A 15614-nucleotide genomic window follows, 5' to 3' on the forward strand; every position below is an offset into this window, starting at 1 on the left:
TGAACGCCCGCAGGCTATGCCTGCGGGCCGGATCGCCAAGCCGACGGGCCCGTACGCTTGAGCCGCGCTTGCGAACCAAAGGTTCGCGCGGCGCTGAACGCCCGCAGGCTATGCCTGCGGGCCGGATCGCTGGGTGGATGGCTTCGTAAGCTTGAAGAAGTGCGAGCCTCGGTCGGCAACAGCCACTCCCCGAGGCCACCTTTTCCAAATCGAGAATCGGTTGAGGGGCGTCGTCGGATCGAGCGGCCCGGGCGAACGCGAACCCCCGATCCCGCGGCTTCCCGAGGCAAATTCAGGCGCGAAAAGCACCCGATCGGCCGTCCCGCGCCATGCCGACTCCGGCTAGACTTCAACGCTCACTGTGGCGGAGGCGGACCTGGGTATGCGCAAGGCCCTGTGGGCGCTGATGATCGCGTTGGCCTGCGCCTGCCTGCCGGTCGCCGCGCAATCGCTGAAGGTCGAAGTGCTGCTGACCGACACCGACCTGCAGACGCCGCCGGTCGGCGCGCCGGTGATGCGCAGCCTGGTCGCTGAGCGCCCCGAGGACGCGATTCGCTTCGGCCTGCCGCGCCGTCAGGCGGGGTACTGGCTGCGCCTGACCAGTCAGCGCTCGATCAAGCCCGGCGATGGCCAGATGCTGGTGGTACGCGGTCCGCGCGCGATGGGTCCGCTGCTGTATTACCCGCCCGGCGCAGCCAGCCCGCGCGAGATCGAAGACGCCGAGCACGGCGGCGTGCCGCTGATGCGGCGCGGCTGGGTGCTGTCCCTGCCCAACGGCTGGCCGACCTCGACGGTGGCCTATGTGCGGGTCAAGGGCCGCGCGGCAATGAGCGAGATCCGCCTATCGTTCGCCACCATTCCCGAATTGGCCCGGCAAGAGCGCGGCGACGCGCGTTTCATGGCCGCCGCATTCACCGCGATGATGCTGATGGCGGTGGCGATGGTCGGGGTGTGGGTCGCGTTCCGCGATTTCGTCTATCTGGGCTACGGCGCGTATCTGGGCTGCATGGCCACCTACCTGCTGCTGCGCTCGGGCGACGCCTCGGAAATGTGGGGGCTGGCCGGGATGGCCAGCGAACCGGCGGTCGGATGGGCGCTGGCGACATTGGCGACCATCTTCCAGGTCGGTTTCAGCCTGCGCTTCCTGGATTTGCCGCGGTTGATGCCGCGCACCGCCTGGGTGCTGCGCAGCATCCAGTGGGCGAACATGTTCTGGCTGCTGGTGCTGGTGGTGTTCCGCGAGCACGTCTACAGCTGGTGGTACATCGGCGGCAATGCGCTGTTGCTGCTCGGCGTGCCGCTGATGCTGGTGATCGCGGTGGTGGCCTGGCGCAAGGGCGCGCCGTATGCCGGCTATTACCTGCTGGGCTGGACGCCGATGCTGGTGCTGGCCGCGGCGCTGGCGGCCAACATCCTGGGGCTGCAGGACGCCGAGTGGGCCGAACGCGGCCTGGCGCTGACCGCGGTATTGGAATCGGCGGTGCTGGCGCTGGCCTTGAGCCAGCACGCGGCCAACCGCCATCGCATCGTGCTGTTGGCGCGGCAGTCGGTCGAACGCGATCCGCTGACCGGCGCGCTCAATGCCCAGGTGCTGGAACAGATGCTGCAAGCCTGGTCCTCGCCGGGCAGTCTCAACGTCAACACCTACGGTCTGCTGCTGGTGGACGTGGACGGCTTCGGCGAGGTCAACGCGCGCTACGGCCGCGCGGTCGGCGACGCGCTGTTGCAACAGGCGCTCTCGCGCATGCGCGGCGTGCTCAGTCCGGACGACACCATCGCGCGCATGGAGGGCGATTGCTTCGGCATCGTCAGCGAATGCGAACGCGCCGAATGCGAACTGTTGGCGCGGCGCATCGGCGAGGCATTCGCGCAGCGACCGTTCCGCATCGACGGGCATGAGATCAGCATCAGCGTGAGCATCGGTCTGGCCATGTCGCAGCGCGGCGAGCAGGTGCCGGCGTTGTTCGAGCGCGTGCGCCTGGCCCTGCGCAACGCCACGGCGGCCGGCCGCAACGCGGTCAGCGTGGCCCAGAGCAGCGGTCGCGACACCGCGGTGATCCTGCAGGCCGAATGAGCCTGCCGGCATCGCCGGCCTGAAGCTTCGCCTGGCGCGGTTCCGGTGGCGAAATCCTCACGCGACACTAACGCAGCTGAGCCGATCGGCGCCGTTAGCTGAACATCCGCGCCCACGTGGCGCATCTTCACCTGCATTGCATCGGTCTGGGCCTAGCTTGGGTCCACGGACGCGTTGGGCGTTTAGGCATGTCGATGCAAGCCATGAGCAATCACAACGAAACGGACGTCGGCGCAGCGGTCGCCCAGGCGATCGACATGGGCGAATACCGAGAACACTTCCACCGCGAGTTCCGCTTTGCCCCGTACTACAGCGCCGGACGCGAATGGCCCGATTACGAGCCGGCCTATCGCTACGGTTACGACAGCTTTCTGCATTGCGGCGGTCGCCGCTTCGAGGAGGTCGAGGAGGAACTGGCGCGCGACTGGACCCATTGCCGGGCCGCGTCGCGACTGCACTGGACCGAAGCGCGCGATGCCGTGCGCGACGGTTGGCATCACATTGAGCGCAATCTGCCCCACGCGCTTGACCGGCCTCTGCGCTGACACCCCCGCGCACCGGCCCTGCTCCCTAGGTCTCTCTCCCCCGGGGAGTCTGCTGGTCGCCCTTGTCGGGCGACCTTTTTTTGCGCGGGATTCGAGATTAGGGATTTGGGATTGGAAAACGACGGCTATTGCCAAACCCGAATTGCCAAACCCGAATCCCCAAACCCGAATCCCGGCTTGATAGCATTCGGGTCCCACCGAACGGGCCCGCATCAATGGCCGACACCCCCGAAAAACCCAATCGCGCGCAAGCCGAAGCCGCGGTTCGCACCTTGCTGGCCTGGGCCGGCGAAGATCCCGCCCGCGAGGGCCTGCTCGACACGCCCAAGCGCGTGGTCGAGGCCTACGGCGACTGGTTCAGCGGTTACACCGACGATCCGCGCGAGTACCTGGCGCGCACTTTCGAAGAAGTGGCCGGTTACGACGAAATGATCGTGCTGCGCGACATCGAGTTCGAAAGCCACTGCGAGCACCACATGGCGCCGATCATCGGCAAGGCGCATGTGGGCTATCTGCCCAGCGGCAAGGTCGTAGGCATCAGCAAGCTGGCGCGGGTGGTGGAAACCTATGCGCGCCGTTTCCAGGTACAGGAAAAAATGACCGCGCAGATCGCTCAGTCGATCCAGGACGTGCTGCAGCCGCTCGGCGTGGGCGTGGTGATCGAAGGCGCGCACGAATGCATGACCACCCGCGGCGTGCACAAGCGCGGGGTCAGCATGATTACTTCGAAGATGCTCGGCATGTTCCGCGACGACGCGCGCACCCGCGCGGAGTTCTTGCGATTCATCGACGTGGGCCCGGGGCGCTGAGTTTGGGTTCCCGCTAATGAGCTCCCTCTCCCGCTTGCGGGAGAGGGCTGGGGTGAGCGTGCGCAATGTAGCGGTCTCGCGTCGTAACTTAGATCGCTTGCCCCCTCATCCGCCCCCCGCCTTCGCGGGGGCAGGCTCTTCGGGCACCCTCTCCCGCTTCGCGGGAGAAGGGTAAATTGTCAGCCGAACTTCGCCAGCTTCGTCTCATCCTGCACCGCCGCTCGCTCGCTCAACAGCGACACGATCCCCGCCGCCGCCTCGCGGCCTTCGAACGCCGCGGTCACCACCAGATCCGCGCCGCGCACCGCGTCGCCGCCGGCGAACACCTTCGGATTCGTGGTCTGGTAAGGCAAGCCCGCAGCCGCCTTGCGCTTGGTCGCGCAGCTGCCGGAGGTCGCCAGCACCTTGATCCGGCCGTTGTCGGTCAGCTCGATGCCCTGCTGCGCCAACCATGCCGGCGGATCGGGCTGGAAGCCGAAGGCGATGATGACCACATCCGCGTCGAGCACCGACTCGCTGCCTTCGACGATTTCCGCGCGCTGACGGCCGCGCGCATCCGGCGGGGCCAGGCGGGTTTCGGCCACGCGCACGGCGTTGACCGTGGTGTCGTCGCCGAGCAGTTCCATCGGCTGACGGTTGAACAGGAACTCCACGCCTTCCTCGCGCGCATTGGCGACCTCGCGCGCCGAACCGGGCATGTTGGCCTCGTCGCGCCGGTACACGCAGCGCACTTGCGCCGCGCCCATGCGCACCGCGCTGCGCACGCAGTCCATACCGGTGTCGCCGCCGCCGAGCACGATCACGCGTTTGCCGCGCAGATCCGGCAATTCGAGCTGATCTTCCCAGCCGGCGATCGGCGCCGAGCGCAGGGTTTCACCGTCGCCGTGCACCACGCGGCCGTTCTGCACCAGGAACGGCAAGGCAGGCAGCACGTTGCGCAGGTCCTGTCCCGGCAGGCCGCCGTCGGTATAGCGGTACGAGCCCAGGCCCAGGAACACCGCGTCGAATTGTTCGATCAATGCATCCAGGGTGATGTCGCGGCCGATCTCCACGCCGAGGCGGAACTGCACGCCCATGCCTTCGAGCACTTCGCGTCGTTGAACCATCACCGATTTTTCCAGCTTGAAGCTGGGAATGCCGAAGTGCAGCAGACCGCCGATGGCCTCGTAGCGGTCGAACACCACCGCCTGGATGCCGGCGCGCGCGAGTCGATCCGCGCACGACAACCCGGCCGGGCCGGCGCCGACGATGGCGACGCGATGGCCGGTGGCCTTCACCGTCGACAGATCCGGACGCCAGCCGTCGGCGAGCGCGTTGTCGACGATGTATTTCTCCACCGCGCCGATGGTGACCGCGCCGAAGCCGTCGTTGAGCGTGCAGCTGCCTTCGCACAGACGGTCCTGCGGGCACACGCGGCCGCAGACTTCGGGCAGCGGATTGGTTTCGTGGCACAGCGCCGCGGCTTCGTGCAGGCGGCCTTCGCGCGCCAGTTCGAGCCATTGCGGAATGTAGTTGTGCAGCGGGCAGGCCCAGCCGCAGTAGGGGTTACCGCAATCGAGACAGCGGCCGGCCTGCTTCTTGGCCTCGACCTCGGCGAAGCGGCCGTAGAGCTCGCCCCAGTCGCCGTTGAGGCGCAACTGCAGCGGAATGCGCGAGGGCATTTCGCGCGGGGCGTCGCGGAATTGGAAGACTTGCTTCTTGGTCATTGCTGCGGGCCCGGTTGGCGTTGTCGATGGGTGGCGGTGGCGATTGGAGCAACAGCAAGAGCGAATCCTCCCTGGCCCCCCTTTTTCAAAGGGGGAAACCCGATCGGTTTTTTCGATCGGGCGTGGAGGTGTTCGCTCGAGTGCTCGAATCGCGAATCAACAGCCATCGTCGTTACCGTCCTGACTATCGCCTTAGCCTTTGCCGTGCCCCCCTTTGAAAAAGGGTGAAGGGCCGCGGCTCGCGAACCGAAGGTTCGCGCGGTACTGAACGCCCGCAGGCTGTGCCGGTGGGTCGGAGGGCAGGGAGGATTCGCTCTTGCCGTTGCATTGAACACGCCTCCCATCACGCCGCACTCCTCAACGTCTCCGCCAGCGACTCCAAACTCGCCGCCTTCGGCTTGACCAACCAGAACTTGCCCAGGTAATCGCGCATCTCATCGAGGATCCGCCTTGCCCACGCGCTGCCGGTCAGCGCCACATGCGTTTCCAGCAGATCGTGCAGATGCGAGCGGTGATTCTCGAATCCGTCGGCGGAAATACGCAGGATGTCGATCAGCTCGTGGTTGTAGCGATCGACGAAATCGCGCTCGACATCGAGCACATAGGCCATGCCGCCGGTGAAGCCGGCGCCGAAGTTCAGACCGGTGCGGCCCAGCACCGCGACCACGCCGCCGGTCATGTATTCGCAGCAGTGATCGCCGGCGCCTTCCACCACCGCGGTGGCGCCGGAGTTGCGCACGCCGAAACGCTCGCCGGCGCGGCCGGCCGCATACAGCTCGCCGCCGGTGGCGCCGTACAGGCAGGTGTTGCCGAGAATCGGCGTCTCATTGGCGACATAACGCGCGCCGGCCGGCGGACGCAGCACGATGCGGCCGCCCGCCATGCCCTTGCCGACGTAGTCGTTGGCCTCGCCCGACAGTTCGAAGTTCAGGCCGCCGGCCTGGAATGCGCCGAAGCTCTGTCCGGCGGTGCCGGCGAAACGCAGGGTGATCGGCGCATCGTTCATGCCGCGATCGCCGTGGGCGCGGGCGATGCGTCCGGACAGGCGCGCGCCGATGCTACGGTCGGTGTTGCGGATCTTGTAGCTGTAATCGCCGCCGGCCTTGTCGGCGATGACCTGGGCCAGATCGGTTTCCAACTGCGCGGCCAGGCCGTCCAGCTCGGCCGGCGGCGCCGGCATGCCGCAATGGCCGCCGTGGGCCAGGCCGGAGCCGGCCAGCAGCGGCGACAGGTCCAGCCGCTGTTGCCGCGCGCTGTCGCCTTCGCTCTGCTTGAGCAGATCGGTGCGGCCGACGATTTCGCCGAGCGTGCGCACGCCCAGCGCGGCCAGCCACTGCCGCACTTCCTCGGCGAGCAGGCGGAAGAAGTTCTCCACTCGCTCGGGCAGACCGGTGAAATGGTCGCGGCGCAAGCCGGCGTCCTGGGTGGCCACGCCGGTGGCGCAGTTGTTGAGGTGGCAGATGCGCAGATACTTGCAGCCCAGCGCGATCATCGGCGCGGTGCCGAAGCCGAAGCTCTCCGCGCCGAGCAACGCGGCCTTGATCACGTCCAGGCCGCTCTTCAGGCCGCCATCGGTCTGAAGAATCACCCGATCGCGAAGATCGTTGGCGACCAGCGCCTGGCGCGCTTCGGCCAGGCCCAGCTCCCACGGCGTGCCGGCATAGCGGATCGACGACAGCGGGCTCGCGCCGGTGCCGCCGTCGTGACCCGACACCGTGATCAGGTCGGCCCCGGCTTTCGCAACGCCGGTGGCGATGGTGCCCACGCCCGCGTGCGACACCAGCTTGACCGAGATCAGCGCCTGTGGATTGACCTGACGCAGATCGTGAATCAACTGCGCCAAGTCTTCGATCGAATAGATGTCGTGATGCGGCGGTGGCGAAATCAGGCCGATGCCGGGCATCGCATAACGCAGCCGCGCGATCAGCTCGTTGACCTTATGCCCCGGCAACTGGCCGCCTTCACCGGGCTTGGCGCCCTGGGCGATCTTGATCTGCAGCACTTCGGCGTTGACCAGGTACTCCGGCGTAACGCCGAAGCGGCCCGAGGCGATCTGCTTGATCTTGGAGACCTTGTCGGTGCGATAGCGCGCCGGGTCTTCGCCGCCTTCGCCCGAATTCGAACGGCCGCCCAAACGGTTCATCGCGATCGCCAGCGCTTCATGCGCTTCGGGCGACAACGCGCCCAGGCTCATCGCCGCCGAGTCGAAGCGGCGCACGATGTCGGCGATCGATTCGACTTCTTCGATCGGGATCGCCTTCGACGGATCGGCGTTGAGCTCCAACAGATCGCGCAGCGCCGCGGTCGGGCGTTCGTTGACCGCTTCGGCGTAATGTTGCCAGTCGCTCCACTCGCCGCTGCCGACCGCGCGTTGCAGGCGCGTGACCACATCGGGATTGAACAGGTGGTATTCGCCGCCCGGGGTGTACTTGAGCAGGCCGCCGATCTCGGGCAAGCGGTTCGCGTCCCAGCCGATGTCGGCCAAGGTCTGGTTGTCTTCCTGCAGCAACTCGAAGCCGGCGCCGGCGATGCGCGAAGGCGCGCCGGTGAAGCACATATCCACGACTTCGCGATCCAGGCCGATGATCTCGAACAACTGCGCGCCGCGATAACTGCCGATGGTGGCGATGCCCATCTTCGAGATGATCTTGAGCAGGCCCTTCTTGATCGCGCGCCGGTAGCTGCGGCCGATCTGCGCGACCTCGCCGTGCTTGGTGCGCAGGATGCCGCGCGCGCCCAGATCGTGCAGGGTCTGGTACGCCAAGTACGGATACACCGCGGTCGCGCCGAAGCCGATCAGGCAGGCGAAGTGGTGCGGATCGCGCGCGGTGCCGGTTTCGATGATGAGGTTGGCTTCGCAGCGCAGGCCGACCTTGCACAGGTGCTGGTGGATCGCGCCGGTCGCCAGCAGCGCATGCATCATCAGCGCATCGCGGCGCGGGCGCCGGTCGGTGACGATCAGCAGTACGATGCCTTCTCGCGTGGCTTCCTCGGCCTGCGCGCACATCCGCAGCAGCGCGGCCTTCAGGCCTTCCTCGGCGGTGTAGTTCAGATCGATGTAACGGTGCGATTGATCGTACGGCGCCATCGACAGCAACTGGCGCAGCTTGCGTTGGGCCAGCACCGGCGAGTTGAGATGGATATGGCCGACGTTGCCCGGCCCGTCGACGAACACGTTGCCCTCGCGCCCGATCTGGGTCGCCAGCGACATCACGCAATCCTCGCGCAACGGGTCCATCGGCGGATTGGTGACCTGGGCGAAGGCCTGGCGGAAGTGGTCGTACAGCGGACGCACTTGTTGCGAGAGCACCGCCATCGGCACGTCGTCGCCCATCGAACCGGTGGCTTCCTGCTCGATCTCGGCCAGCGGGCGCAGCACTTGCTCGCGTTCTTCGCGGGTCAGCTGGAACAGCTTCTGGAAACCGGCCAGGGTTTCGTGATCGAAGGGCTCGGCGGCCAGATTGGGATCGATCAACTCGCTGTGCAGGTAGGTCATGCCCTGCTTGAGCCAGCGCTTGTACGGCGCGCGCGCGCGGTTGATGCGGTCGATGGCTTCCGAATCGAGCAGCTCGCCCTGGTACAGGTCGGCGGCGATCATCTCGCCGGGGCCGAGCTTGCCCTTGGCCTCGATTTCCTCGACCGGCAATTCCCACACCCCGGCTTCGGAGGCGATCAGGAAGTGGCGGTCGCGCGAGCGCAGCCAGCGCGCCGGGCGCAGGCCGTTGCGGTCGAGGGTGCAGGCGGCGTAGCGGCCGTCGCAGGTGACGATGCCGGCCGGGCCGTCCCACGGATCGGTGTTGAGCGCGTAGTACTCGTAGAACGCGGCCAGATCGGCATCCTTGTACTCCAGCGACTGCGTTGCCGGCGGAATCAGGATGCGCATGGCCTTGAGCAGATCCATGCCGCCGGCCTGCAGCACTTCGAGCATGTTGTCCAGGCTCTGCGAATCCGAGCCGTCGGTGCTGACCACTTGCTCGAACTCGCGCAGATCCAGGGTCGGGGTGCGCCAGGTATAGGCGCGCGCCTGCGCCCAGGCGCGGTTGCCGGCGATGGTGTTGATCTCGCCGTTGTGCGCGAGCAGGCGGAACGGCTGCGCCAGCGGCCAGCGCGGGGTGGTGTTGGTGGAGAAGCGCTGATGGAACACCACCGCGCTGGCGGCCAGTTCGGGCCGCTGCAGGTCCGGATACAGCTGCATCAGGCGGTCCGGCAGCACCATGCCCTTGTAGCCGATGCTGGCCGAGGACAGGCTGACCACGTAGAAGTCGCGGCTCGGGAAGGCGTCGCTTTCGCGCAGGCGTTGTTCGGCGCGGCGGCGCGCCAGGAACAAGGAGCGCTGGAATCCGGCCGGATCGAACGGCGCGGCGGCATCGACGAAGACCTGCTCGATGCGCGGCATGGTCTTGCGCGCCAGATCGCCGCAAGCGTCCAGATTCACCGGCACCACGCGCCAGCCGGTCACGCGCATGCCTTCGGCACGCAGGGTTTCGTTGAGGACGTCGCGGGCGTGTCCGGCCAGGTTCGCATCGTGCGGCAGGAACACCAGGCCGGCGGCGAAATGCGGGCCGGGGCGGATGTTGGCCTCGCGCGCGATCAGCCGCAGGAAGGCGTCCGGATGGCGAATGAGCAGGCCGCAACCATCGCCGCTGAGGCCGTCGGCGGCTACGCCGCCGCGATGGGTCATGCGCGAGAGCGCCTCGAGGGCGCGATCGACCAAAGCTCGGCTAGGGCGATCGTCGAGTTGCGCGATCAGTCCGAAACCGCAGCTGTCCCGCTCGTCGCGGGGGTCGTACAAACTTTGTTGCCTGGCTTGCATCGCATCTCCGGGACGTTAAGGGTTCCGTGGATCGCTAGCTCGCTACCGCATTCGCGTTGTGGTCTTGCCTGTCTCAGTGGGCCCGGCGGCCGCGCATCGAGGATGCGGCGGCCGCTCAGATCGGCTTCGACATGGTGCTTTGCCAACGCGAGTCGTGGTCGCGATATCGCTGTGTCGTTTGCCGTCGCGCAGGGAGCATTCGCCGCTGGCGCGGGATTTCTCCCGCACTGGCGGCGTAATGACCGAGCGTGTTCCGACTAAAGCACAAATTGTGCGATGCGGCAATTCACCCAAAGGCGCGGGAATTGCCGACGTTGCGGCGGCGCGTTTTTGTTAGCGCGCGTGCTTACATACGATTTTGTAAGTGAATGATCCTGCAAGAAAAATAGAAGCTTCGCCGGGCAATTGGTAACGTCGGAAACCATCTCCGGGTGACAATCGTCCCTGCCGGAGGGGTCCTCGCGCGCTAGACTGCGCCGATCGGATTACCTCAGGCCGGCCGCCTACTCCCATGACATCTGCTTCCGCTCCCGCTCCGGGCGCGCGTCGTGCTGCGCTCGTCTTCATTTTCATCACCGTCTTGATCGACGTGCTGTCGTTCGGCCTGATCATTCCGGTGCTGCCGCACCTGATCGAGCGCTTCGTCGACGGCAGCACCGAGCGCGCGGCGTACTGGGTGGGCCTGTTCGGCGCCGTCTACGCCCTGGTCCAGTTCGTGTGCTCGCCGATCCAGGGCAGCTTGTCGGACCGGTTCGGCCGGCGCCCGGTGATCCTGCTGTCGTGCCTGGGCCTGGGCCTGGACTTCATCTTGCTGGCGGTGGCCAACACCCTGCCGCTGCTGCTGATCGGCCGCATCATCTCGGGCATGACCTCGGCCAGCTTCACCACCGCCAACGCCTACATCGCCGATATCACCCCGCCGGAGCAACGCGCCAAGAGCTTCGGCATGATCGGCGCGGCGTTCGGCGTGGGCTTCGTGATCGGTCCGTTGATCGGCGCCTACCTGGGCGAGATCGATCTGCGCCTGCCGTTCTGGTTCTCGGCCGGGTTGGCGTTGCTGAATTTCTGCTACGGCCTGTTCGTGCTGCCCGAGTCGCTGCCGCCGGAGCGGCGCAGCGCGCGCTTCGACTGGTCGCACGCCAATCCGCTGGGGTCGTTGAAGCTGCTCAGGCGCTACCCGCAGGTGTTCGGTCTGGCTGCGGTGGTGTTCATCGCCAACATGGCGCATTACGTGTACCCGAGCATCTTCGTGCTGTTCGCCAGTTATCAGTACCACTGGGGCCTGCGCGAGGTCGGCTGGGTGATGATGGCGGTGGGCGTGTTCAACATCATCGTCAACGTGCTGCTGATCGGCCGCGTGGTGGCCCTGATCGGCGAGCGCCGGACGCTGTTGGTCGGGTTGAGCTGCGGCGCGATCGGTTTCGTCATCTACGGTTTGTCCGAGGTCGGCTGGTACTTCCTGCTGGGTCTGCCGATCAGCGCGTTGTGGGCGATGGCCGGGCCGGCCACCCAGGCCCTGATCACCCGCCAGGTCGGCCCGGAAGTGCAGGGCCGCATCCAAGGCTCGTTGATGAGCCTGATCTCCTTGGCCGGCGTGCTGGGTCCGGCGACCTTCGCGGGCAGCTTCGGTTACTTCATCGGCAACAGCGCGCCGATCCACCTGCCGGGCGCGCCGTGGTTCATCGCCTCCGGACTGCTGTGTCTGGGGTTGTTGATCGCTTGGCGCTATGCACGCGCGCCGGCCGCCTTGCCGGCCGCGAACGAGGCCGAAGCGGCGGCCTGAACGGATGCGCGTCCTCCCTGACCGATGGCACAGGTAGGGATCGGCGGCGCTCGGCATCTTCGCGGCGTACCGGCCCGGAGAATCCCATGCGCGCAGTCGTTCTTTCCGCACTGATCGCCGCGGCGCTGAGCGCCTGCGGCGGCCTTGAGTATCGCGACACCAATGCCGCCGTCGACGCGCGGCCCGAATGCGCCAGCGGCCCGCTGCGTCCCGGCGAAACGCCGCCGGCGTGGTGCGAGCGCAAGGTCGAGACCGTGCGCAGCGAGCGCCCGGACGAGAAGATCGATTTCAAGAAGAAGGACGACGACGGCCGCTGAGCGGTCCCGCGGTCCGGGCCAATACAAGCGCGACGCGCCCTTGCCGCTGCCTTGACGCGGCGGCCCGTATTGCTGGCGCATGAGCGGACCCGACCTTCCCGCCGCAGCCAATCGCCGCGCCGCGCGCGCGGCCGGCCTGCGTTACGTCAACGACGGCGAGCCGGGGCTGCGCCGGCTGCGCGCCGGCCGCGGCTTCGCCTACCGCGACGCGCGCGGGCGGGCGGTGCGCGCGGCCAAGACCTTGCAGCGGGTGCGCGCGCTGGCGATTCCGCCGGCCTATACCGAGGTGTGGATCTGTGCCGACGCGCGCGGCCACTTGCAGGCCACCGGCCGCGACGCGCGCGGCCGCAAGCAGTATCGCTATCACCGGCAATGGCGGTCGATCCGCGACGAGGGCAAGTTCGAGCGCGTGATCGGGTTCGGCCAGGCCTTGCCGGGACTGCGCCGGCGGGTGCGGCGCGATCTCAAACGGCCGGGCTTTCCGCGCGAGAAGGTGCTCGCGACCGTGGTGGCGGTGATGGCCGAAACCCTGCTGCGCATCGGCAACGACGAGTACGCGCGCAGCAACCGCTCCTTCGGTCTGACCACGTTGCGCAACCGCCACGTCGAGTTTCTGCGCGGCGGCCGCGCGCGTTTCCGTTTCCGCGGCAAGGGCGGGCAGGCGCAGCAGGTCGAACTCGACAACGCGCGCCTGACCCGACTGGTGCGCGCTTGCCAGCAACTGCCCGGACAGGCGCTGTTCCAGTATCGCGACGACGACGGCCGCGTGCAGCCGGTGGATTCGGGCGCGGTCAACGAGTATCTGCACGAGGCGATGGGCGCGGATTTCACCGCCAAGGATTTCCGCACCTGGGGCGGCACGCTCGCGGCGTTCCGGCGCTTGGCCGCGTTGCCGCTGCCGGCGCCGGCGCGCAACGGCGCGCCGAGCGAACGCGCGCTGACGTTGGTCCAGAACGCGGTGATCGGCGAGGTCGCGCAGGCGTTGCGCAATACGCCGGCGGTGTGTCGCAAGGCCTACATCGACCCGGCGGTGTTCACCGGTTGGCGCGACGGCCGGCTGGTGCGTCATGCGCGCGATGCGAGCGGCGAACTGCAATGGGAACGCGCGGTGCTGCGTTTTCTGCGCGCTCAGCGGCGCGGGGGTGAGCGAGGCGGGTGAGCGTGGTGGAGGCGGCAGGACGTTGCGTCGGTTGGAGGTCTTCGCTGTTGCGGGAGGGCTTGGGCTGTTGTGGGAGGGCCTTCAGGCCCGACGCTTTTCTTCGGGTTCGCGACGATCCGATCGAAAGCGTCGGACCTGAAGGCCCTCCCACAACAGCAGGTCGTTCCATTAAGAACGGGGCGTCCTGCAAGAACATGCTCTCCGATAAAAGCAGGTCCTTTCAAGAAAGCAGGAATTCCCGCAAGCGCGCTTACGGCACCATCTGCGCCAGTTCGGCTTCCGGCAGCGGCAGCAGGGCCCAGAACGCGACGCGCGCCTTGGCCCAATCCTGGGCGGCGTCGTTGAGGATTTCGACCAGCACCGTGGCTTCGTCCGGATGCGCGGCCTGCCACGGCCCCGCGCGTTCGATCAGCAGCAGATAACCCGGCGCCGGCCACCACGACATATCGTTGACGCTGTCGCTCAAGGCGTCCCAGTTGGCGCCGAACCATTCGGGAAAACGCAGCCCGGCGGCGATGCGCCGCAAGGCCTCGTCCTTGTCCGCGCAGCCGGCGAAATCCACCCGCACCACCGCGAACTCCAGTTCGGCGGCCGCGTCGGCCAAGGCCTGCGCATCGCGCGCATCGATGAAATAGGCGCCGGCCTGGGCCGGATCGGCGAGCAACTCGTGCGGATCGACCGGGCTCATCGCGCGGCTCCTTCGCCCGGAACGTCGAAGCGGCGGAAGCTGCGGTAGTGATCGTCGCTGTAGTAGTACTCGACCGGCGGATCGCCGCCGGTGACGATGCGGCGCGCGCCGCGGTCGTCGGAGCCCGGTGTTTCCACGGTGTACTCGCGGTAGTAACCGCGCGGCTGCCTGGGCAGGCGCTGCTCGCGGTTCTGGAACACGCCACCGTCCTGGCGATGCTCGAATCGGCCGCCTGTGGCGATGCGGCGCAGGACGTCGTGGGCCTCTCGCGGCAGGAAATTTGGATAGGTTGCCGATGAGCCGCCTTCGGCCACATCGGCGGGCGCTCGGGGGTCGGTACGCGCAACGGACGGCGGCTGGGTCGTGCCCGTGTGTCCGTGTGCGCCCTGCGGGGCCGGCGCCTGGCGCTGCCACAACCACAGTCCCACTATCACGATGGCGACGATCAGCCAGAGCTGGCGGCCGGCGGGCAGGCGCATGGGAAGGGTCCGGTAAGTGGCAGCGGGCATGAGTGTAGGCCACCCGCGGCGAGCTCCCAAATCGCGTCGTCGGCTTATCATCCTGCATCTTCGACCGGGCTCTTGGCAGCGGCAGGTGGGCAATGGGTAAATCGATCGCCTTCACCAAGCTACGGTTGCAAGACGGCCGGCTGGATCTGCGAATCGAGACCTGCGACGAGCGCGGCGTGGTCTCATGCGAGATCCACGCGACGGACCGGGAACTGGAACGGTTCGCCGACGATCTGCACGGCTTCAGAAACGTGTCGAACCAGAGCGCGTGCGAGTTTCAGCTGGGCACATTCGAACCCGAGTCCGCGAACGGCGGCATTCGTATCCGGATCCGGTTCCACGCCCCCGGAACGCTTGCGCTTACCGTATCGCAGCGGCAAGCGCCGCAGGAACCGGGTGGCGACCGCGTGCATGCCGCTGCCAGCATGCATGTTCTCAGCGAACCCGCGCTGTTGGACGATTTCATTTCGCAGTGGAGTGGCCTCGTCGCCGGCTCGCGCGACGAGGCCACGTTGCGATGCCTCTGAGCCGGCCCGCCGTTTGCGGCCGGCGGCCGGCTCATTCGCAGATCGCTTAGCGCGAACTCAACCGCAACCCACCTCGACGATCACGTTCTTCTCGTCGACATGCACATTGACCCGTCCGTCCATGTACTCCTTGGTGATCGCCTGGCCGGGCTTGAGCACGCGCACGGTGTGGCCGCCGGCAGCGGCGCGGATGCTTTCGACGGTGGCGGCGTCGGCGGTCTTGCCGATCGCGCCGGCCTTGGCGGCATCGGCATTGCAGGTCGGAGCGGCGGGCATGGGGTTGGCCTGTGCGGTCGGAGCGGCTTCGGCGGCGGGCTGGCCCGCGGTTTGTTCGGCGGAACTGGACATCGAATCGGCCGCGCGCGGGCTGGCGCAGGCGCTCAGCGCCCACGGCAGCGCGGCGCTCAGCACGAATGCCGCCAGCCAACGGGAGCGGGCGGGACGGGCGTCGGTGCGGTTCGGCATGGCGGTTTCCTTCGCGGATGCGCGCTCGGCGCGATCCGGCGAGCCTGCGCCGCGATGGCTGTGTCGCGGGTTAACGCGGTGTCGCGATGCGTCGAATTCGCGACTGTGCGCACACGCCGGCGCGATCGTGTCGGTGCGATGCGAACTGGAACGGCCGTGAGCCTCGGCGCTGTGCCGCATCGCAGCACGCGCGTTGCGACGCAGCCCGCGCGACAGCGC

The 15614-nt window shown here is 67.5% G+C and carries 13 protein-coding genes; 7 read left to right on the forward strand and 6 right to left on the reverse strand.

Annotated features, from left to right (window positions below; all coding sequences use genetic code 11):
- Positions 1–382 precede the first annotated feature (382 nt).
- The 3 genes from ACTOWJ_RS08405 to folE all read left to right on the forward strand — a co-directional run bounded on the left by ACTOWJ_RS08405 (position 383) and on the right by folE (position 3428).
- On the forward strand, positions 383–2074 hold the full coding sequence (locus tag ACTOWJ_RS08405) for a GGDEF domain-containing protein (RefSeq protein WP_441334152.1): 1692 nt from the start codon (positions 383–385) through the stop codon (positions 2072–2074).
- A 203-nt stretch (positions 2075–2277) separates the two neighbouring features.
- Complete coding sequence (locus tag ACTOWJ_RS08410; RefSeq protein ID WP_441334153.1) at positions 2278–2619, forward strand: hypothetical protein; 342 nt, start codon at positions 2278–2280, stop codon at positions 2617–2619.
- Positions 2620–2834: 215 nt separating this feature from the next.
- A complete protein-coding gene (folE, locus tag ACTOWJ_RS08415) occupies positions 2835–3428 on the forward strand; it encodes a GTP cyclohydrolase I FolE (RefSeq protein WP_336087190.1) in 594 nt (197 codons plus the stop codon).
- A 179-nt stretch (positions 3429–3607) separates the two neighbouring features.
- Here folE and ACTOWJ_RS08420 read toward each other — a convergent pair whose 3' ends face one another.
- Together ACTOWJ_RS08420 and gltB are read right to left on the reverse strand one after the other, a co-directional pair.
- Positions 3608–5134 carry an FAD-dependent oxidoreductase gene (locus ACTOWJ_RS08420; protein ID WP_441334154.1) on the reverse strand — a complete coding sequence of 509 codons (1527 nt, stop codon included), beginning with the start codon at positions 5132–5134 and terminating at the stop codon, positions 3608–3610.
- A gap of 343 nt (positions 5135–5477) precedes the next feature.
- Positions 5478–9947 carry a glutamate synthase large subunit gene (gene gltB, locus ACTOWJ_RS08425; protein ID WP_441334155.1) on the reverse strand — a complete coding sequence of 1490 codons (4470 nt, stop codon included), beginning with the start codon at positions 9945–9947 and terminating at the stop codon, positions 5478–5480.
- A 511-nt stretch (positions 9948–10458) separates the two neighbouring features.
- Here gltB and ACTOWJ_RS08430 point away from each other — a divergent pair.
- The 3 genes from ACTOWJ_RS08430 (at position 10459) to ACTOWJ_RS08440 (ending at position 13206) form a co-directional block, all read left to right on the forward strand.
- Entirely contained in the window at positions 10459–11730 is a 1272-nt protein-coding gene (locus ACTOWJ_RS08430) for a TCR/Tet family MFS transporter (RefSeq protein ID WP_441334156.1), read from the forward strand.
- 86 nt (positions 11731–11816) lie between these two features.
- Positions 11817–12047, forward strand: coding sequence for a hypothetical protein (locus tag ACTOWJ_RS08435; protein ID WP_441334157.1), 231 nt, complete (start codon positions 11817–11819; stop codon positions 12045–12047).
- A gap of 79 nt (positions 12048–12126) precedes the next feature.
- Positions 12127–13206: a DNA topoisomerase IB gene (locus ACTOWJ_RS08440; protein WP_441334158.1), complete on the forward strand. Its 1080-nt coding sequence runs from the start codon at positions 12127–12129 to the stop codon at positions 13204–13206.
- On the opposite strand, the gene ACTOWJ_RS08445 is transcribed toward ACTOWJ_RS08440, so the two are convergent.
- Genes ACTOWJ_RS08445 through ACTOWJ_RS08455 form a run of 3 tightly spaced genes read right to left on the reverse strand, consistent with a single transcriptional unit; the run spans position 13176 to position 14373 of the window.
- A complete protein-coding gene (locus ACTOWJ_RS08445) occupies positions 13176–13532 on the reverse strand; it encodes a DUF6053 domain-containing protein (RefSeq protein ID WP_441334159.1) in 357 nt (118 codons plus the stop codon). The genes ACTOWJ_RS08440 and ACTOWJ_RS08445 overlap by 31 nt on opposite strands.
- Positions 13457–13894 (reverse strand): barstar family protein, encoded by a 438-nt coding sequence (locus ACTOWJ_RS08450; RefSeq protein WP_441334160.1) that lies wholly within the window; start codon positions 13892–13894, stop codon positions 13457–13459. The genes ACTOWJ_RS08445 and ACTOWJ_RS08450 overlap by 76 nt, the downstream gene beginning before the upstream one ends.
- On the reverse strand, positions 13891–14373 hold the full coding sequence (locus ACTOWJ_RS08455; RefSeq protein WP_441334161.1) for a ribonuclease domain-containing protein: 483 nt from the start codon (positions 14371–14373) through the stop codon (positions 13891–13893). The genes ACTOWJ_RS08450 and ACTOWJ_RS08455 overlap by 4 nt, the downstream gene beginning before the upstream one ends.
- Positions 14374–14495: 122 nt before the next feature.
- Here ACTOWJ_RS08455 and ACTOWJ_RS08460 point away from each other — a divergent pair, with 122 nt between their 5' ends.
- Positions 14496–14930: a hypothetical protein gene (locus ACTOWJ_RS08460; RefSeq protein ID WP_441334162.1), complete on the forward strand. Its 435-nt coding sequence runs from the start codon at positions 14496–14498 to the stop codon at positions 14928–14930.
- Positions 14931–14987: 57 nt separating this feature from the next.
- Here ACTOWJ_RS08460 and ACTOWJ_RS08465 read toward each other — a convergent pair whose 3' ends face one another.
- Positions 14988–15395 (reverse strand): I78 family peptidase inhibitor, encoded by a 408-nt coding sequence (locus ACTOWJ_RS08465; RefSeq protein ID WP_441334163.1) that lies wholly within the window; start codon positions 15393–15395, stop codon positions 14988–14990.
- Positions 15396–15614: the final 219 nt, after the last annotated feature.

Source organism: Lysobacter sp. CA199 (assembly GCF_052078715.1).
Lineage (GTDB): Bacteria > Pseudomonadota > Gammaproteobacteria > Xanthomonadales > Xanthomonadaceae > Lysobacter.

Bases quoted from the DNA above. Each gene is read 5' to 3' on its own strand.
- ACTOWJ_RS08405 (WP_441334152.1), top strand. From the start codon at position 383: ATGCGCAAGGCCCTGTGGGCGCTGATGATCGCGTTGGCCTGCGCCTGC.
- ACTOWJ_RS08410 (WP_441334153.1), top strand. From the start codon at position 2,278: ATGAGCAATCACAACGAAACGGACGTCGGCGCAGCGGTCGCCCAGGCG.
- folE (WP_336087190.1), top strand. From the start codon at position 2,835: ATGGCCGACACCCCCGAAAAACCCAATCGCGCGCAAGCCGAAGCCGCG.
- ACTOWJ_RS08420 (WP_441334154.1), bottom strand. From the start codon at position 5,134: ATGACCAAGAAGCAAGTCTTCCAATTCCGCGACGCCCCGCGCGAAATG.
- gltB (WP_441334155.1), bottom strand. From the start codon at position 9,947: ATGCAAGCCAGGCAACAAAGTTTGTACGACCCCCGCGACGAGCGGGAC.
- ACTOWJ_RS08430 (WP_441334156.1), top strand. From the start codon at position 10,459: ATGACATCTGCTTCCGCTCCCGCTCCGGGCGCGCGTCGTGCTGCGCTC.
- ACTOWJ_RS08435 (WP_441334157.1), top strand. From the start codon at position 11,817: ATGCGCGCAGTCGTTCTTTCCGCACTGATCGCCGCGGCGCTGAGCGCC.
- ACTOWJ_RS08440 (WP_441334158.1), top strand. From the start codon at position 12,127: ATGAGCGGACCCGACCTTCCCGCCGCAGCCAATCGCCGCGCCGCGCGC.
- ACTOWJ_RS08450 (WP_441334160.1), bottom strand. From the start codon at position 13,894: ATGAGCCCGGTCGATCCGCACGAGTTGCTCGCCGATCCGGCCCAGGCC.
- ACTOWJ_RS08455 (WP_441334161.1), bottom strand. From the start codon at position 14,373: ATGCGCCTGCCCGCCGGCCGCCAGCTCTGGCTGATCGTCGCCATCGTG.
- ACTOWJ_RS08460 (WP_441334162.1), top strand. From the start codon at position 14,496: ATGGGTAAATCGATCGCCTTCACCAAGCTACGGTTGCAAGACGGCCGG.
- ACTOWJ_RS08465 (WP_441334163.1), bottom strand. From the start codon at position 15,395: ATGCCGAACCGCACCGACGCCCGTCCCGCCCGCTCCCGTTGGCTGGCG.